The sequence below is a fragment of the Erysipelothrix sp. strain 2 (EsS2-7-Brazil) genome (assembly GCF_016617655.1).
GTDB classification, from domain to species: domain Bacteria; phylum Bacillota_I; class Bacilli_A; order Erysipelotrichales; family Erysipelotrichaceae; genus Erysipelothrix; species Erysipelothrix piscisicarius.
Window position 1 is genome coordinate 1 of record NZ_SCFT01000019.1, and the last position, 14,014, is coordinate 14,014.

At 39.0% G+C, this 14,014-nt stretch carries 12 protein-coding genes; 9 read left to right on the plus strand and 3 right to left on the minus strand.

Annotation, left to right across the window (positions count from 1 at the left end):
• Positions 1-141: 141 nt before the first annotated feature.
• The gene (locus EPJ90_RS07850) at positions 142-303 is read right to left on the minus strand and encodes an amino acid permease (RefSeq protein WP_161637368.1); all 162 of its coding nucleotides are present in this window, start codon (positions 301-303) and stop codon (positions 142-144) included.
• A 21-nt stretch (positions 304-324) separates the two neighbouring features.
• Entirely contained in the window at positions 325-738 is a 414-nt protein-coding gene (locus tag EPJ90_RS07855) for an NUDIX hydrolase (protein ID WP_200542934.1), read from the minus strand.
• Between the two features lie 169 nt (positions 739-907).
• On the opposite strand from EPJ90_RS07855, the gene EPJ90_RS07860 reads away from it, so the two are divergent.
• Genes EPJ90_RS07860 through EPJ90_RS07870 form a run of 3 tightly spaced genes read left to right on the plus strand, consistent with a single transcriptional unit; the run spans position 908 to position 4,330 of the window.
• The gene (locus tag EPJ90_RS07860) at positions 908-2,239 is read left to right on the plus strand and encodes a Sapep family Mn(2+)-dependent dipeptidase (protein ID WP_161637366.1); all 1,332 of its coding nucleotides are present in this window, start codon (positions 908-910) and stop codon (positions 2,237-2,239) included.
• A 27-nt stretch (positions 2,240-2,266) separates the two neighbouring features.
• The gene (locus EPJ90_RS07865) at positions 2,267-3,814 is read left to right on the plus strand and encodes a YfcC family protein (protein ID WP_161637365.1); all 1,548 of its coding nucleotides are present in this window, start codon (positions 2,267-2,269) and stop codon (positions 3,812-3,814) included.
• 15 nt (positions 3,815-3,829) lie between these two features.
• Positions 3,830-4,330 carry a GNAT family N-acetyltransferase gene (locus EPJ90_RS07870; protein ID WP_125164053.1) on the plus strand — a complete coding sequence of 167 codons (501 nt, stop codon included), beginning with the start codon at positions 3,830-3,832 and terminating at the stop codon, positions 4,328-4,330.
• Between the two features lie 298 nt (positions 4,331-4,628).
• Here EPJ90_RS07870 and EPJ90_RS07875 read toward each other — a convergent pair whose 3' ends face one another.
• On the minus strand, positions 4,629-5,456 hold the full coding sequence (locus EPJ90_RS07875; RefSeq protein WP_125164054.1) for a MerR family transcriptional regulator: 828 nt from the start codon (positions 5,454-5,456) through the stop codon (positions 4,629-4,631).
• 81 nt (positions 5,457-5,537) lie between these two features.
• Between EPJ90_RS07875 and EPJ90_RS07880 the strand changes: the two genes are divergently transcribed.
• The 6 genes from EPJ90_RS07880 to lpdA all read left to right on the plus strand — a co-directional run bounded on the left by EPJ90_RS07880 (position 5,538) and on the right by lpdA (position 14,006).
• Positions 5,538-7,280 carry an ABC transporter ATP-binding protein gene (locus EPJ90_RS07880; RefSeq protein WP_161637364.1) on the plus strand — a complete coding sequence of 581 codons (1,743 nt, stop codon included), beginning with the start codon at positions 5,538-5,540 and terminating at the stop codon, positions 7,278-7,280.
• Entirely contained in the window at positions 7,267-9,030 is a 1,764-nt protein-coding gene (locus EPJ90_RS07885) for an ABC transporter ATP-binding protein (protein ID WP_200542935.1), read from the plus strand. Before EPJ90_RS07880 ends, EPJ90_RS07885 begins: the two co-directional genes overlap by 14 nt.
• A 232-nt stretch (positions 9,031-9,262) precedes the next feature.
• Positions 9,263-10,360: a thiamine pyrophosphate-dependent dehydrogenase E1 component subunit alpha gene (locus tag EPJ90_RS07890; protein ID WP_161637362.1), complete on the plus strand. Its 1,098-nt coding sequence runs from the start codon at positions 9,263-9,265 to the stop codon at positions 10,358-10,360.
• A 1-nt stretch (position 10,361) separates the two neighbouring features.
• Positions 10,362-11,342 (plus strand): alpha-ketoacid dehydrogenase subunit beta, encoded by a 981-nt coding sequence (locus tag EPJ90_RS07895; RefSeq protein WP_161637361.1) that lies wholly within the window; start codon positions 10,362-10,364, stop codon positions 11,340-11,342.
• Positions 11,343-11,351: 9 nt separating this feature from the next.
• Complete coding sequence (locus EPJ90_RS07900) at positions 11,352-12,596, plus strand: dihydrolipoamide acetyltransferase family protein (protein WP_200542936.1); 1,245 nt, start codon at positions 11,352-11,354, stop codon at positions 12,594-12,596.
• Positions 12,597-12,599: 3 nt separating this feature from the next.
• Positions 12,600-14,006 carry a dihydrolipoyl dehydrogenase gene (gene lpdA, locus EPJ90_RS07905; RefSeq protein WP_200542937.1) on the plus strand — a complete coding sequence of 469 codons (1,407 nt, stop codon included), beginning with the start codon at positions 12,600-12,602 and terminating at the stop codon, positions 14,004-14,006.
• The last annotated feature ends 8 nt before the right edge of the window (positions 14,007-14,014 follow it).

Consider the following 14,014-nt stretch of genomic DNA (forward strand, 5'->3'; position numbering starts at 1 on the left):
ATATGTACATTATTTCAATTTTGAAAGACCTGCTTACTGTTTAAATTACAAAACCCCTATCCAATATAAAATGGATAAGGGTTTCTAGTTTTTTATTAATGTCTACTTTTGTTTGACAACTCCACGTAATCGTGGGTCTTTTTAGGCTCCAAAAAAGAAAATTAAGGAACCAATCATTAAGGCAATTAGAATCCAGTAGATAAGCATCGCTACCACTTGCTTTTTTTTATCGCTCCATTCTTTCGCATCGACGTAGAAAATCGCAATACATCCGATAACAATTTCAAATAATACTTCTAACATCGTTCCCCTCCCATAATTCGATCATTTTTTAGTAAATTTAAGATATGCGTCCAAGGCATTCACGGTCGTTACGGTTAGATTCTGTGGTAATTCATCAAGGGGAAACCAACCCATACCACCCAATGCGTCGGGTTCCATTAGACATGGATTACCGTCGGTAATGTGCGCAAGATATGTTGGTGCAACATAATGCACGCCTTCTTCAATCAAAATATGATTGGTCGCACACAAAAGTTGATCCAATTGGATCTCTAGATTTAGTTCTTCTTTGATTTCGCGTTTTACCGCATCTTCCAAGGTTTCATAGAGTTCAACTTTTCCACCAGGTAAGCTCCAGTGATCTTTTTCTGGACTTTTTTTTCGTAAAACAAGTAGAACTTCACCTTCTTGCAGAATCATGGCACCTACGCCAACACGGGGTTCATTTTTTATCATGAGTATCTCCTTATTATTACATCAAGTATACCGCATCTCATATTGTTTGTGAGTGAATATCACGAGTTCGGTCAAGGGTAAACAGGAGAAGGGGTACTTTATCCATGCACTCTTTGGTATAATAATAAGAGAACGTTTCAAGGTTGCTTGAAATGAATGAGGAGGATCTATGGACTTAAATACAAAAGTAGAATCAGTTTTTGAAGATTATAAACGTGATTTGGAACGCCTTGTATCGATTGCAAGTGTTCTTGACGAAGAAGGTCAAAAACCATTTGGCCAAGAAATCCAAAAAGCACTTGAAGAAGTGTTAGCGATTGCGAAGGAAATGGGCTTTAATACATTTATCGACCCAGAAGGCTACTACGGTTATGCGGAAATTGGTGAAGGCGAGGAAATGTTTGGTGTGTTGGGACATATGGACGTTGTTCCTGCTGGAAATCTTGCATCATGGAATACCAATCCTTTTGAATTGGTTGAAAAAGATGGCATGTTGTTTGGACGTGGAACTTCCGATGACAAGGGACCGACGTTAGCCGCTATGTATGCATTGAAAATGTTGTTGGATGAAGGGAAATCTTTAAATCAACGTGTTCGCTTTATTTTCGGTACGGATGAGGAATCCTTATGGCGTTGTATGAATGCTTATGTTGCGAAAGAAGAACTTCCAACTCAAGGATTTACACCGGATTCATCTTTCCCATTGATTTATGCGGAAAAAGGGTTGATTGAGTTTACACTCACAACACATCAAATTACCGACATTCAATTTAATGGTGGTGGTGCCTTGAATGCAGTACCGGCTGAAGCATCAACGACATTTGATCCTGAAGTGGTGAAAGCCTTGGATGAATTGGGTTATCCTTATGAAATTAAGGATGATGTGATTACCGTTACGGGTAAAGCCATGCATGCCCAAGTTGCCGATCAAGGTGAAAATGCAATAACGCATTTAGCTCATGCATTGTATACAGCGGGAAAACGCAGTGAAATGATCGATTTTATTGTGGAAAAATGCTTAGATCCAAACGGTAAACTCATCTTTGGTGATGTTTATGATGATGTATCCGGAAAATTAATGCTTAATGTTGGGAAAGTAAGTTTTAAAGAAAACATCCAAGAAATTGGAATTGATATCCGTTTCCCTGTTACTTATCCAAAAGAAGAAGTAGAAACAAATCTTAAAAAAGCAGCCCATGAACATTCGGTTGTTGTAGAATTGTTTGATTATTTAAAATCCATTTATGTGGAAAAAGATTCTGAGTTTATTCAAAGTCTTATGGGTGCATACCAAAGCATTACCGGCGATATGGAATCCGAGCCAAAGACAAGTGGTGGTGCAACGTATGCACGTGCCATGGATAATGTCGTAGCATTTGGTGCCATTTTACCAGGCGGGTTGAAGACAGAACATCAACCAAATGAATGCATCAGTATTAAAGATATGAAAATTGCGATGGCAGTTTATGCGCAAGCATTCTTAAATCTTGTGATTCAGTAAATAGAAGTCAGTAGGGGAAAATAAAGTATGAGTGAAACAAAAAAACGTTTTAAAATGCCTACGTCTTATACAATTGTCTTTTTTGCTTTAGTTATCACTGCGATTTTGAGTTATGTTGTACCTCAATCGGTTTTTGATAAAGAAGCGGGAAGTATTGTATTTAACGCAGCATTTGGTGAACACGGTGAAATTATTCGTGGTGTGGGTCTAAGACCGTTTGGCTTTTGGGATGTCTTAATGGCCCCAATTCAAGGATTTCAAGCAGCAAGTGATGTTGCGATTGGGATCTTATGTGCCGGTGGTTTCTTGAATGTATTAAATCATGTCGGTGCTTTGGATGCGGGTATTGGTCGTATTCTAGAGCGTTTTGAAGGGAATGTCTTAATTGCGGTGATGATGTTTATCTTTGCCGTATTAGGAACATCATTTGGTTTCTGGGAAGAGATTACAGCGTTCTCAGTTGTGATTGTGCCAATGTTTGTTCTCGCAGGGTACGACGTTATGACCGGATTGGGGGTTCTCTTTATTGGGGCAACAATCGGTAATATGTCCAGTCTTGTGAATCCTTTTTCTACAGGTGCTGCTGTTGCCGCAATTGGAAATCCAGATCTTACAATTGGATCAGGAATTGTATTACGCTCAATAATCTTCTTAGCACTCTATGTTGTTGGGACGATGTTGATGATTCGTTATGCGTCTCGTGTTAAAAAGAATCCAGAAAAATCAGTGTTAGCAGATTGTGAAGGGGTAAATACCCTTGTGGATAAGAATGAATCCTTACCGGAATTCACAACACAACGTAAGTGGTCTGCACTTGTCTTGATTTTAATTGTAGTTATCATCATTCTTGGATACTTCCCATGGGAAGAAATCGCAGGAACTGAGGTGGCAAATATCGTAAACAGTCCATTCACAGCCCTTGCGAAAGTTCCAGTGTTGGGATCCATTCTTGGGGCAGGTCATGTTTCAAGACTTGGAACATGGGGCTTTAATGAGTTTGCATTCCTCTTTGTATTGGGCGCATTCTTACTTAAATTTATAAATAAAATGTCTGAGACAGAATTCTTAGATGTATTTATCGATGGAATGAAAGATTTATTTGGTGTTGTGGTTGTACTTGCGATTGCACGTGGGATCGCAATTATTATGGGTAGTTCCACAGAAGGAATGTCCATCACCTTCATCTATTGGATTTCGGGTGCGTTAAGTGCGGTTCCTACATGGGTGTTTGGTTTATTCGCGATTGCATCGTATGTGCTTATTGGTGTATTCCTTCAATCCACAAGTGGGGTTGCGGGTATTTCGATGCCAATTCTTGGTGCTGTAGCTTCTGCAGTCTTTGCGGCAAGTGCAATTGGTGAATCGGGTGGACAAATTATCTTAATTAGTGCCTTTGTGGCAGGAATTAACTTTATGGCCGCCATTTATCCAAGTGCAACGCTAATGGGAACTTTGGAATTTGTGAATGTTCCTTATGATAAATATCTCAAATTCACACTTCGCATTTTATCAGTCTTATTAATCGTTGCTGCGGTCATCATATCCGTTGCATCTGCAGTTGGATTTGTAAAATAGAACGAGGAAAAAACAATGAACCTAAATTTTAAAAAGTTTACAGCAGAACATATTCCGGCCTATTACACATGGCGTAATGACCCCGAGGTCGCAATTTTTGATCAGTCTCAATTCCTAAGACCGATGTCTTTCGAAGAAGTTGAAACATGGAGTCAGATCATGGTTGATGGGATGACTTATGTCATTTGTGATGGCGACAAACCAATTGGAACGTGTGCATTTATGAACCTCGATCAACGAAATCGTCATGCAGAACTTGCAATTGTAATTGGGGATAAAAATTATTGGGGTAAAGGTTATGGGAAACTTATTATGGCTCAACTTATTGAGTGGGGCTTTGAAGGTCTTAATCTTAATCGCCTTTACCTTCATGTATTTGATTTCAATAAACGTGCCATTGCACTCTATGAAAAAATGGGTTTTGTTGAAGAAGGAAGAATGCGTGAAATGCTTTATCGAAATGGGAAGTATCACGATGTGCTCTGCTATGGTTTATTAAAATCAGAGTTAAAATAAGAAAAGACGCTAGGAATAGCGTCTTTTTTAGTGACTTTGATTGTTTTTCGAGAATGTAAGATAAACTCGAATGTTTAAAAGTAATATTGAAATAAAACATAAGAAAAACAATGGTGGAATAGACCAGGAAACAAAGATCGTTTTGCTGATGAATTCGTAGTATATTCCAAACGGAATAACAAAATGAACAACAAAGGTAATCAAAAATAAAATAAAACATAAAACGATGTGAACCTTAAAATCTCGGTAAAGATCAAATACAGACTCATGATGCATCGAAATCCCCCCTTTGCACCCCTTATTCTACACTGTTATCATCAAGAATACGAACGGAAAGTTCAATAATAAACTCATCTTCCGTTTTTACGGTAATCTCGTTAATAAGAAGCTTTTCATAGAATGCTTCGTCTAATACAAAGTGGTGTTTCGAAGCGTATGCAATCATCGCATCATAGCCAACAGACAACGTATCGTATGATCCATGATGATAATACGTTAAATAGGTTCCGCCGGGTTTTTCATAAAGATTTACGTTCTCAAGATCTCCAAGGGAAATCGCGTATAAATAATCCAATTCTCGATAACGCTTTTCGAGAATGGCACGCTTAGATGTAATGGAACCCACGTAATTGGTAAAGGTGATGCCATTATCAATACAAAAACTAACATAAGCTTTAAGAAAACTGTGGGGATCTGAACTTACCGTCTGTCGACTAATAATCAAAGACTCGGGTTCAAGAACTTTCACTTCACAAACGTTTGCTTTAGAATGGGCCGCCAAATCCATTAAATCGAGTGTATGTTTTATGAAACTTTGGCTGAGTTTTAATCTCTGGATCTGTTCATCAATTTTTTGGTTTCTTTGTGATAGAATATGAGTAAGGTTCTCGGGGGAACGAACATCCAGATATTCCTTAATATCTGTGAGTGGCATTCCTAAATCTTTTAGGAATGTAATAACAATAAAAGCATAATACTGATGATAGGCGTAGTATCGGTAGCCATTTTGATCGGTGAATTCTGGTTTAAATAAATCAATTTCATCGTAATAAAATAAAACATGTTTCGGTACATGACAAATTTTTGCGAATTGACCGGTAGTAAGTTTATCCTTTTTTATGCTCATTATACGTTTTCTCCTTGACTATAAGGTTACCTTATACCTTATTATAGTTCAGTTGCAAAAAAATGTACAGGAGGTAAAACTATGAGATTAATTATTAGATATTTAAAGAAATATAAGATGTTATTTCTATTAAATATTGTCGCAATTCTGGCCTTTGCGCTTGTTGAGTTGGGAATTCCAACAGTCATGGGAACCATGATTAATGAGGGTGTGGGAACACAGAATATGGACTTAATTAAGAGCCAAGGTTTCTTGCTCCTTGGAGTTGCCATTCTTGGAGGTTTGGGGACAATCTTACTTAACTATACGTCGAGTCGTATTGCTACACGTATCACTCGCGATATACGTAACGATATGTTTGAAAAATCTCAAGAATTTTCACACTCTGAGTATAATGAAATCGGGGTATCATCCTTAATTACACGTGTTTCTAATGATGTATACCAATTACAATTGTTTGTTCAAATGTTATTACGTATGGGGCTTCATGCACCGTTTATGATTTTATTCAGTTCGGTTATGATTTTCCGTACCAATCAACGTCTTGCGCTTGTCATGGCAGGAAGTGTCCCTTTTATCCTTATCGTAGTAGGCATTGTAGGTAAGTTATCGGGACCGCTAAGTCGAAAACAACAAAGTCTTATGGATACCTTGAATCGTGTAACCCGTGAGAATATTACAGGTGTTCGTGTTATTCGTGCCTTCCGTAAGGATAAACATGAAACAGCACGTTTCCAAAAAATTAATAAAGATTATGCAAATGTTTCAAAGAAACTTTTCCGTGTGATGTCACGAGCAGAACCACTGTTCTTCTTTATCCTTGAATTATCGGTACTAACCATTATGTGGACCGCATCGGGGATGGTTGAAGCTGGAACATTAGAAGTTGGTTCAATCGTTGCCTTTTTAGAATACCAGTTCCATGCTTTATTCTCATTGTTGCTGTTTTCAGTTGTATTTATTATGTATCCACGTGCTGCCGTAAGTGCACGTCGTATTGAAGAAGTTTTAAATACAGAACCTATTATTAAAAACCCGGAAAATGGGGTTCATGAAGGTTCTGAAGAAACATCAATCGTCTTTGATCATGTCGATTTCGCATATCCAGATGGTGAGGCAAATGTTTTAGAAAACCTAAACTTCACCGCTAAAAAAGGTGAAACCGTAGCATTTATTGGTTCGACCGGTTCAGGGAAATCCACGTTGATTAACCTTATCGTTCGTTTTTACGATGTCACAAACGGTCGTGTCTTGGTGAACGGGGTTGATGTTCGAGAATGGGATTTATATTCCTTACGTTATAAAGTAGGCTTTATCCCACAAAAATCACTTTTATTCAGTGGTAGTATTTCACAAAACATACGTTATGGAAAAGAAACAGCAGATGATCATGAAGTTGAAGAGAGTGCAGAACTTGCATCCGCTAAGGACTTCATTGAACAAAAACCTGATAAATATAATGAATGGATTAGTGAAGGTGGATCCAATGTATCCGGTGGGCAAAAACAGCGTTTAAGTATAGCGCGTGCGCTTGTACGTAAACCTGAGATTTATATCTTTGATGATAGTTTCTCGGCGCTTGATTATAAAACCGATGCCTTGATTCGAAAGAACCTAAAAGAAGAAACAAAAGATGCAATTATGTTAGTTGTCGCACAACGTATTAGTTCGATTGTGGATGCAGACCGCATTATTGTATTAAATGAAGGAAAAATTGTTGGACAAGGGACTCATCTAGAATTAATCAAGAATTGTCCAATTTACATTCAAATTGCAGAGTCTCAATTCAGTGAAAAGGAGATGGCAAAGTATGAAAAGTTATAAAAAACTCTGGCGTTTTCTAAAGCCTTATAAAGTAAAACTTTTCGGAGCAGTTCTATGTCTTCTTGTTGCTGCTGTCTTAACGGCTGCTGCGCCAATGATTGAAGGATTTGTGACGACACAGCTTGCAAGTGATGTGAAAGATATCAGTTTAAATGTAGCGGGTGCTCACATTCAATTTGATGTGATTCTTCGTATTATTAGTATTCTATTTGTCATTTATGTTACCAATGCATTATCGCGTCTATTCTTGCAATACTTAATTTCTGATGCGATTCAATCTGCAGTATATGACATGCGTATGGAAGTTAAGAAGAAAATGGAACGTCTTCCGGTAAGTTATTTTGATAAGCATTCAGCCGGGGATTTGATGGCGCGTATGTCTACTGACATTGAAGCCTTATCAGGTGCACTCCAACAATCCTTTGCGCAAGTTGTTATGGCTGTTTTAGGAATTATTTTTGCGGTCATCTTGATGATTTCAATTGACTTTACGATGGCCCTTGTGGGGATTGCGATTATTCCATTAAGTATCCTTGTTGCACGTTTTATTATGAAGCGATCACAAGTGCTTTTTACCCGTCAACAAGAAGTATTGGGAAATATGTTCTCAGTTGTTCAAGAAAAATTTACAGGATTTAATGAGATTAAACTCTATAACTATCAAGAAAATGCAACGGCAGATTTCCGTAAAGCCAATGAGGAATTGTGCGAAAATGGATTTAAAGCAAACTTTTTCTCAGGGTTAATGACACCGAGTGTTTCCATGATTACTTATATTGCGATTGCACTTTCTGTATACATGGGTGCCATCCGTATTATTGAAGGTGCTATGGCTGTTGGGGCTTTACAAGCTTTTATTCGTTATATTTGGCAAGTAAACCAACCGTTATCACAAATTACGCAAATGGCTCCAACCATTCAAGCATCAATTGCTGCGATGGATCGTGTGTTTGAATATTTAGAAGAACCCGATGATGTTTATGACATTGAAAATCCAGTGATGATTGATGATTACGAGGGTTCAGTATCGTTTGAAAATGTATATTTTGGATACGGGGAAAAACCTGTTATTCAAGATTTATCCGTTGATATTAACCCGGGTGAAATGGTTGCGATTGTTGGACCGACAGGGGCTGGAAAGACAACCATTATCAACCTTCTTATGCGTTTTTATGACGTTAATGAAGGATCGATTAAAATTGATGGGATTGATATTCGTGATATGAAACGTGATGATTTGCGTTCTCTATTTGGTATGGTTCTTCAAGATACATGGCTCTTTAGTGGAAAAATTAAAGAGAATATTGCTTATGGAAAACCGGATGCGACCGATGAAGAAATTATCGATGCAGCCAAACGAACCAACGTCCACCACTTTATCACAACCTTACCGAATGGGTATGACATGGTTCTTAATGAGGAATCATCAAATATTTCAAATGGAGAAAAACAATTAATAACAATTGCGCGAGCACTGTTAAGTGATCCGAAAATCTTGATTCTTGATGAGGCAACCAGTTCTGTTGATACACGACTTGATGCAATGATTCAAGAAGCGATGGCTGAGTTGATGAAGGGACGCACAAGTTTTGTGATTGCGCACCGCCTCTCAACCATTAAAAATGCAGACAAAATTCTTGTCGTTAAAGATGGGAATATCATTGAAATGGGAAATCATCATGAATTGATGGCTCAAGGTGGCTTCTATGCCGATCTTTATAACAGTCAATTTGCGGATGACCAAGAATAATACATGTCGTTTTTAGGACTGTTGACAGAAATGTCAGCAGTCTTTTTTGTGTCCATAAATAATATTTTGTTTGGGTATAAATAGTATTTATAGACATAAAAACGTTGTATTGGTCGCGTTTGAGATATCGTCCTATAATGGAGTCAAGAAATGATAGCGCTATCATTCTTTGTAAATTTATTTTTGATCATCCCGATATTGGGAAGATGTCAAAACATAGAAAGGGCACAATATGACAAAAGTAATAGATTACAAGAAGATTCTCAAGGAAACAAATGCGGAGCCGAAGCTGTTCCAAATCATGGACGAACATGGAAAAATCGTCAATAAAGATTACTTTCCAGAGTTAACAGATGCACAGATGGTTGAGATGATGGAGATCATGGTCTGGGGACGTGAATACAACAATCGTGTCAGCATCCTAAGCCGTCAAGGTATTATTGGAAACTTACCGCCTACTGAAGGACAAGAAGCGGCACAATTAATCAGCCAATATGCATTGCAAGAGGGTGACTGGTTACTACCAACATACCGTGATGTGCCACCATTGATTCGTCATGGTATTGAGACACGTCAAGCGATGAACTGGTATAACGGTCATACAGATGGATTCTCATACGATCATTCAATCAAAGCATTTCCACCTCAAGTTATTATTGGAGCACAAATTATCCAAGCTGCAGGTGTTGGTTTAGGACTTAAAAAGAATAAAAAAGAGAATGTCGCAATGACTTATATTGGTGATGGTGGGACATCCCAAGGGGATTTCTATGAGGGATTAAACTTTGCAGGTGTTTATGATGCACCGGTTATCTTTATCGCTCAAAATAATGGATTTGGAATCTCAGTACCACGAAGTTTCCAAACAAAATCCGCAACACTATCCCAAAAAGGGATTGGCGTAGGGATTGCGCATCTCTTTGTAGATGGAATGGACCCATTCGCAGTTTATGCTGCGACGAAAGCAGCACGTGAGTATGCAGTTGCAGGAAATGGACCCGTACTGCTTGAGTTCCTAACATTCCGTTATGGACCCCATACATTGAGTGATGATCCACGTCGTTACCGTGAAAATGAACTTGTTGATTCATGGTTACCAAAAGATCAACTCATTCGTATGCGGAAGTTCTTAACAGAAAAAGGGTTATGGTCTGAAGAACAAGAAGCAGCAATTATTGAGAAAACACAAGTTGAAGTTAAAGATGCATTGGATGCATCACGAAAACTTCCAAAACAAAAAATATCAGAATACCTGGCAAATATGTATGAAGTGATGCCACCTTCAATTAAAGAACAATACGATCTTTATGTAGAAAAGGAGAATGCATAAAATGGCTGTTAAGAATATGGTAGAAGCAATTACCGATGGACTTGAGGTAATGCTTGAACATGATGAAAAGGTTTTAATTTTTGGTGAAGATGTTGGGAAAAACGGAGGGGTTTTCCGTGCTACCGATGGTCTTCAAGCAAAATTTGGAGAAGACCGTGTCTTTGATACACCGCTTGCGGAATCAGGAATTTTAGGGCTTTCAATTGGTTTAGGTGTTGAAGGATTTAGACCGCTACCTGAAATTCAATTCTTTGGATTTATTACGGAAGCAATTGATTCGATTACCAACCAAATGGCACGGATGCGTTACCGTACTGAAGGTCAATTATTTGCGCCAATAACCATTCGTAGTCCTTATGGGGGTGGTGTTGCGACACCGGAGATTCACTCAGATAGTTATGAGGGGATGATTGCGCAAATGCCAGGAATGCGTGTTGTGGTTCCATCAAACCCTTATGATGCGAAAGGACTTTTAATTTCATCCATTAAAAGTAATGATCCAGTCTTATTTTTGGAACATTTGAAACTGTATCGTGGTGAAAAAGTAGAAGTGCCAGAAGGCGTTTATGAAGTACCGCTTGATAAGGCAAACATTGTTCGTGAAGGAACAGACATCTCAATTGTTTCATATGGAGCAATGGTTGTGGAAGCACGTAAAGCTGCGGATATCCTTGCGGAAGAAGGCATCAGTGTTGAAGTTGTAGACCTCCGCACGATTGCACCACTTGATATGGGAACCATTGGTGAATCCGTTGCGAAAACCGGACGCGTATTGGTTGTTCAAGAAGCGCAACGTATTGCGGGAGTAGCAAGTCATGTTATGTCTGAAATCAGTGAACGATTCTTCTTAGATCTCGTAGCGCCTGTATCACGCGTAACTGCACCGGATACGACGTATCCTCTACCACAGGCAGAACAAATTTGGTTGCCGAATGCACAGGATATTGTTACATCAGCACGTAAATTAGTACAAGAATATTAGGAGGAACTCATGAATTATAAATTTAATTTACCCGACCTTGGTGAAGGAATCACCGAGAGTGAAATCTTACTTTGGCATGTAAAGCCAGGGGATGCCATTAAAACGGATGACCCGCTCTTTGAAGTTCAAAATGATAAAACAACAATCGAAGTACCATCTCCCGTAAATGGAACGATCAAAAACGTTCTTGTGGAAGCAGGCGCTGTAGCCCAAGTAGGGGATACGCTTGTGGAAATTGAAGTCGACGCTTCGGATTTACCGAAAGATACGAAACAAGAAGAAAAACCAAGTGTTGAAAAAACTGAAGTGGAATCAAAACCAGCGCCAGTTGTAAGTCAAGGGAAAGCACGCGCAATTCCTTCCGTTCGAAAATATGCACGAGAAAAAGGGATCGATATCGCTCTTGTAACGCCAACTGGAAAACATAATACGGTTACAAAGGAAGACATCGATAACTTTACAGGGGAAGCAGTTGAAGTTGCAGCACCTGAAGTCACAACACCAAAAGAAGCAGTGAAAGCACCAGTACAAACAGTAGGAACGGATGGATTACGACGTGAAAAGATGACACCGATGCGAAAAGCAACCATGCAAGCAATGGTACAATCAACATCATCCATTCCACGTGTAACGGTCTTTACCAATATCAACGTATCGAAATTGGTAGAACACCGTGACATGTATAAAGATTATGCGAAAGCAGAAGGTGCACGCTTAACATATACGGCATATTTTGTGAAAGCAGCAGTTACCATGTTGAAGAAATATCCAATCTTTAATGCCATGGTGGATGCGGAAAAAGGTGAAATTATCTACCGTGACGCAATTAATATTGGGGTCGCAACCAATACCGATGCTGGCCTCTATGTACCAAATATTAAAAATGCCGATACAAAAAACCTCTTTGAGATTTCAAAAGAAATTGAAACCAATGCACGTCTAGCACAAGAAGGTAAACTTCCGATGGAAGCAATGCGTGATGGTTCATTCACGATCACAAATGTTGGGGGAATGTCATCGGATGGTGTTTACTCAACACCAATTATCAATGCACCTGAAGTGGGAATTTTAGGAACAGCCAAAATTGAAATGGAGCCGTATGTTACAGAAGATATGACTGTAGCCATCGCACCGTTTATGAAACTATCCTTTACCTTTGATCACCGCATTATCGACGGTGTGGAAGCACAACATGCTTTAGATGAACTTAAAAAAGTTCTAAGCGACCCGAATAAGCTTGTATTGGAGGGATAGAAAATGGTAGTTGGAGATTTCGCGAAACAAGCAGATGTAATTGTTATTGGAAGTGGACCGGGTGGCTATGTCGCAGCCATCCGTGCTGCTCAACTTGGAAAAAAAGTAACCATCATCGAACGGGATGCCATTGGTGGTGCATGTTTAAATGTGGGGTGTATTCCATCAAAAGCCATGATTCATGCAAGCAGTGAATACGCAAAAACACAAATCAAAACACCCTTTGGTTTGAGTTATGGTAAAACAAGTTTTGATATGAAACAGGCAAAAGCATGGAAAGACAAGGAAGTTGTAAAGACCTTAACCTCAGGAATTGGTGCACTTTTAAAGAAAAACAAAGTTGAAATTGTTAAGGGTGAAGCACACTTTATGTCGGAAGATAAGATTCGTGTTGTAAATGAGATGGATGTTCAAACATTTTCATTTAAAGATGTCATCATCGCAACCGGAAGCAGACCCATTGAAATTCCAGGATTTAAATTTGGTAAGAGAATTTTAGATTCTACCGGGGCGCTTGATCTCGATGTGGTACCAAAATCATTAACCATCGTTGGTGGTGGGTATATCGGTTGTGAACTTGCAGGTGTTTTCGCAAACCTTGGAACTGAAGTCACAATTCTTGAAGGTGCATCCAATATTTTGCCCCTTTTTGAAAAAGACTTAAGCGCTTATGTTGTGGATAATTTTAAAGAAAAAAATGTCACAATCCATACCAATGTGAAGGCTGAATCTGCGAAGGTTGAAAATGACATCGTAACAATCACTTACAGTCAGGAAGGGAAGTCAATCACACATCAATCAGAATATGTCCTGGTAACGGTGGGGCGTCGTCCTAATACTGATGACTTAGGTCTTGAGTACGCAGGTGTTGCAGTGGGAGAACGCGGTCTTATTGACGTGAATGATCAAGGTAGAACCAGTGTCTCAAATATTTATGCAATTGGTGATGTTATCGCAGGTCCTGCACTTGCCCATAAGGCGAGTTATGAAGCGAAAGTCGTAGCAGAAGTGATTGCAGGACAAACAGCTGGATTTGATTATACGGTTATTCCATCCGTAAGTTACACCAATCCTGAAATTGCAGTTGTTGGAATGAATGCAACCGAGGCAAAGGCTCAAGGCATTCAAGCAAAAGCATTCAAATTCCCTTATGGCGCAAACGGACGTGCCTTATCCATGAATGATACACAAGGATTTGTCCGACTTACCGTAGAAACGGAAACAGGATTTATTTTAGGAGCAGAAATTGTAGGGGCCCAAGCCAGTGAATTGCTTGCGGAACTTACCATGGCTATTGAATCCCAATTAACGGTTGAAGATATCGCGTTAATTATTCATACACATCCAAGCTTATCGGAAATGATTATGGATACAGCAGAATTGGCTCTGGGTTATCCCATCCATCTCTAGAAAGGGTT

Excerpts from the sequence above, each read along its gene's own strand:
- EPJ90_RS07880 (WP_161637364.1), top strand. The coding sequence starts at position 5,538 with ATGAGATTAATTATTAGATATTTAAAGAAATATAAGATGTTATTTCTA.
- EPJ90_RS07895 (WP_161637361.1), top strand. The coding sequence starts at position 10,362 with ATGGCTGTTAAGAATATGGTAGAAGCAATTACCGATGGACTTGAGGTA.
- EPJ90_RS07855 (WP_200542934.1), bottom strand. The coding sequence starts at position 738 with ATGATAAAAAATGAACCCCGTGTTGGCGTAGGTGCCATGATTCTGCAA.
- EPJ90_RS07870 (WP_125164053.1), top strand. The coding sequence starts at position 3,830 with ATGAACCTAAATTTTAAAAAGTTTACAGCAGAACATATTCCGGCCTAT.
- EPJ90_RS07885 (WP_200542935.1), top strand. The coding sequence starts at position 7,267 with ATGAAAAGTTATAAAAAACTCTGGCGTTTTCTAAAGCCTTATAAAGTA.
- EPJ90_RS07865 (WP_161637365.1), top strand. The coding sequence starts at position 2,267 with ATGAGTGAAACAAAAAAACGTTTTAAAATGCCTACGTCTTATACAATT.
- EPJ90_RS07875 (WP_125164054.1), bottom strand. The coding sequence starts at position 5,456 with ATGAGCATAAAAAAGGATAAACTTACTACCGGTCAATTCGCAAAAATT.
- lpdA (WP_200542937.1), top strand. The coding sequence starts at position 12,600 with ATGGTAGTTGGAGATTTCGCGAAACAAGCAGATGTAATTGTTATTGGA.
- EPJ90_RS07890 (WP_161637362.1), top strand. The coding sequence starts at position 9,263 with ATGACAAAAGTAATAGATTACAAGAAGATTCTCAAGGAAACAAATGCG.
- EPJ90_RS07900 (WP_200542936.1), top strand. The coding sequence starts at position 11,352 with ATGAATTATAAATTTAATTTACCCGACCTTGGTGAAGGAATCACCGAG.
- EPJ90_RS07850 (WP_161637368.1), bottom strand. The coding sequence starts at position 303 with ATGTTAGAAGTATTATTTGAAATTGTTATCGGATGTATTGCGATTTTC.
- EPJ90_RS07860 (WP_161637366.1), top strand. The coding sequence starts at position 908 with ATGGACTTAAATACAAAAGTAGAATCAGTTTTTGAAGATTATAAACGT.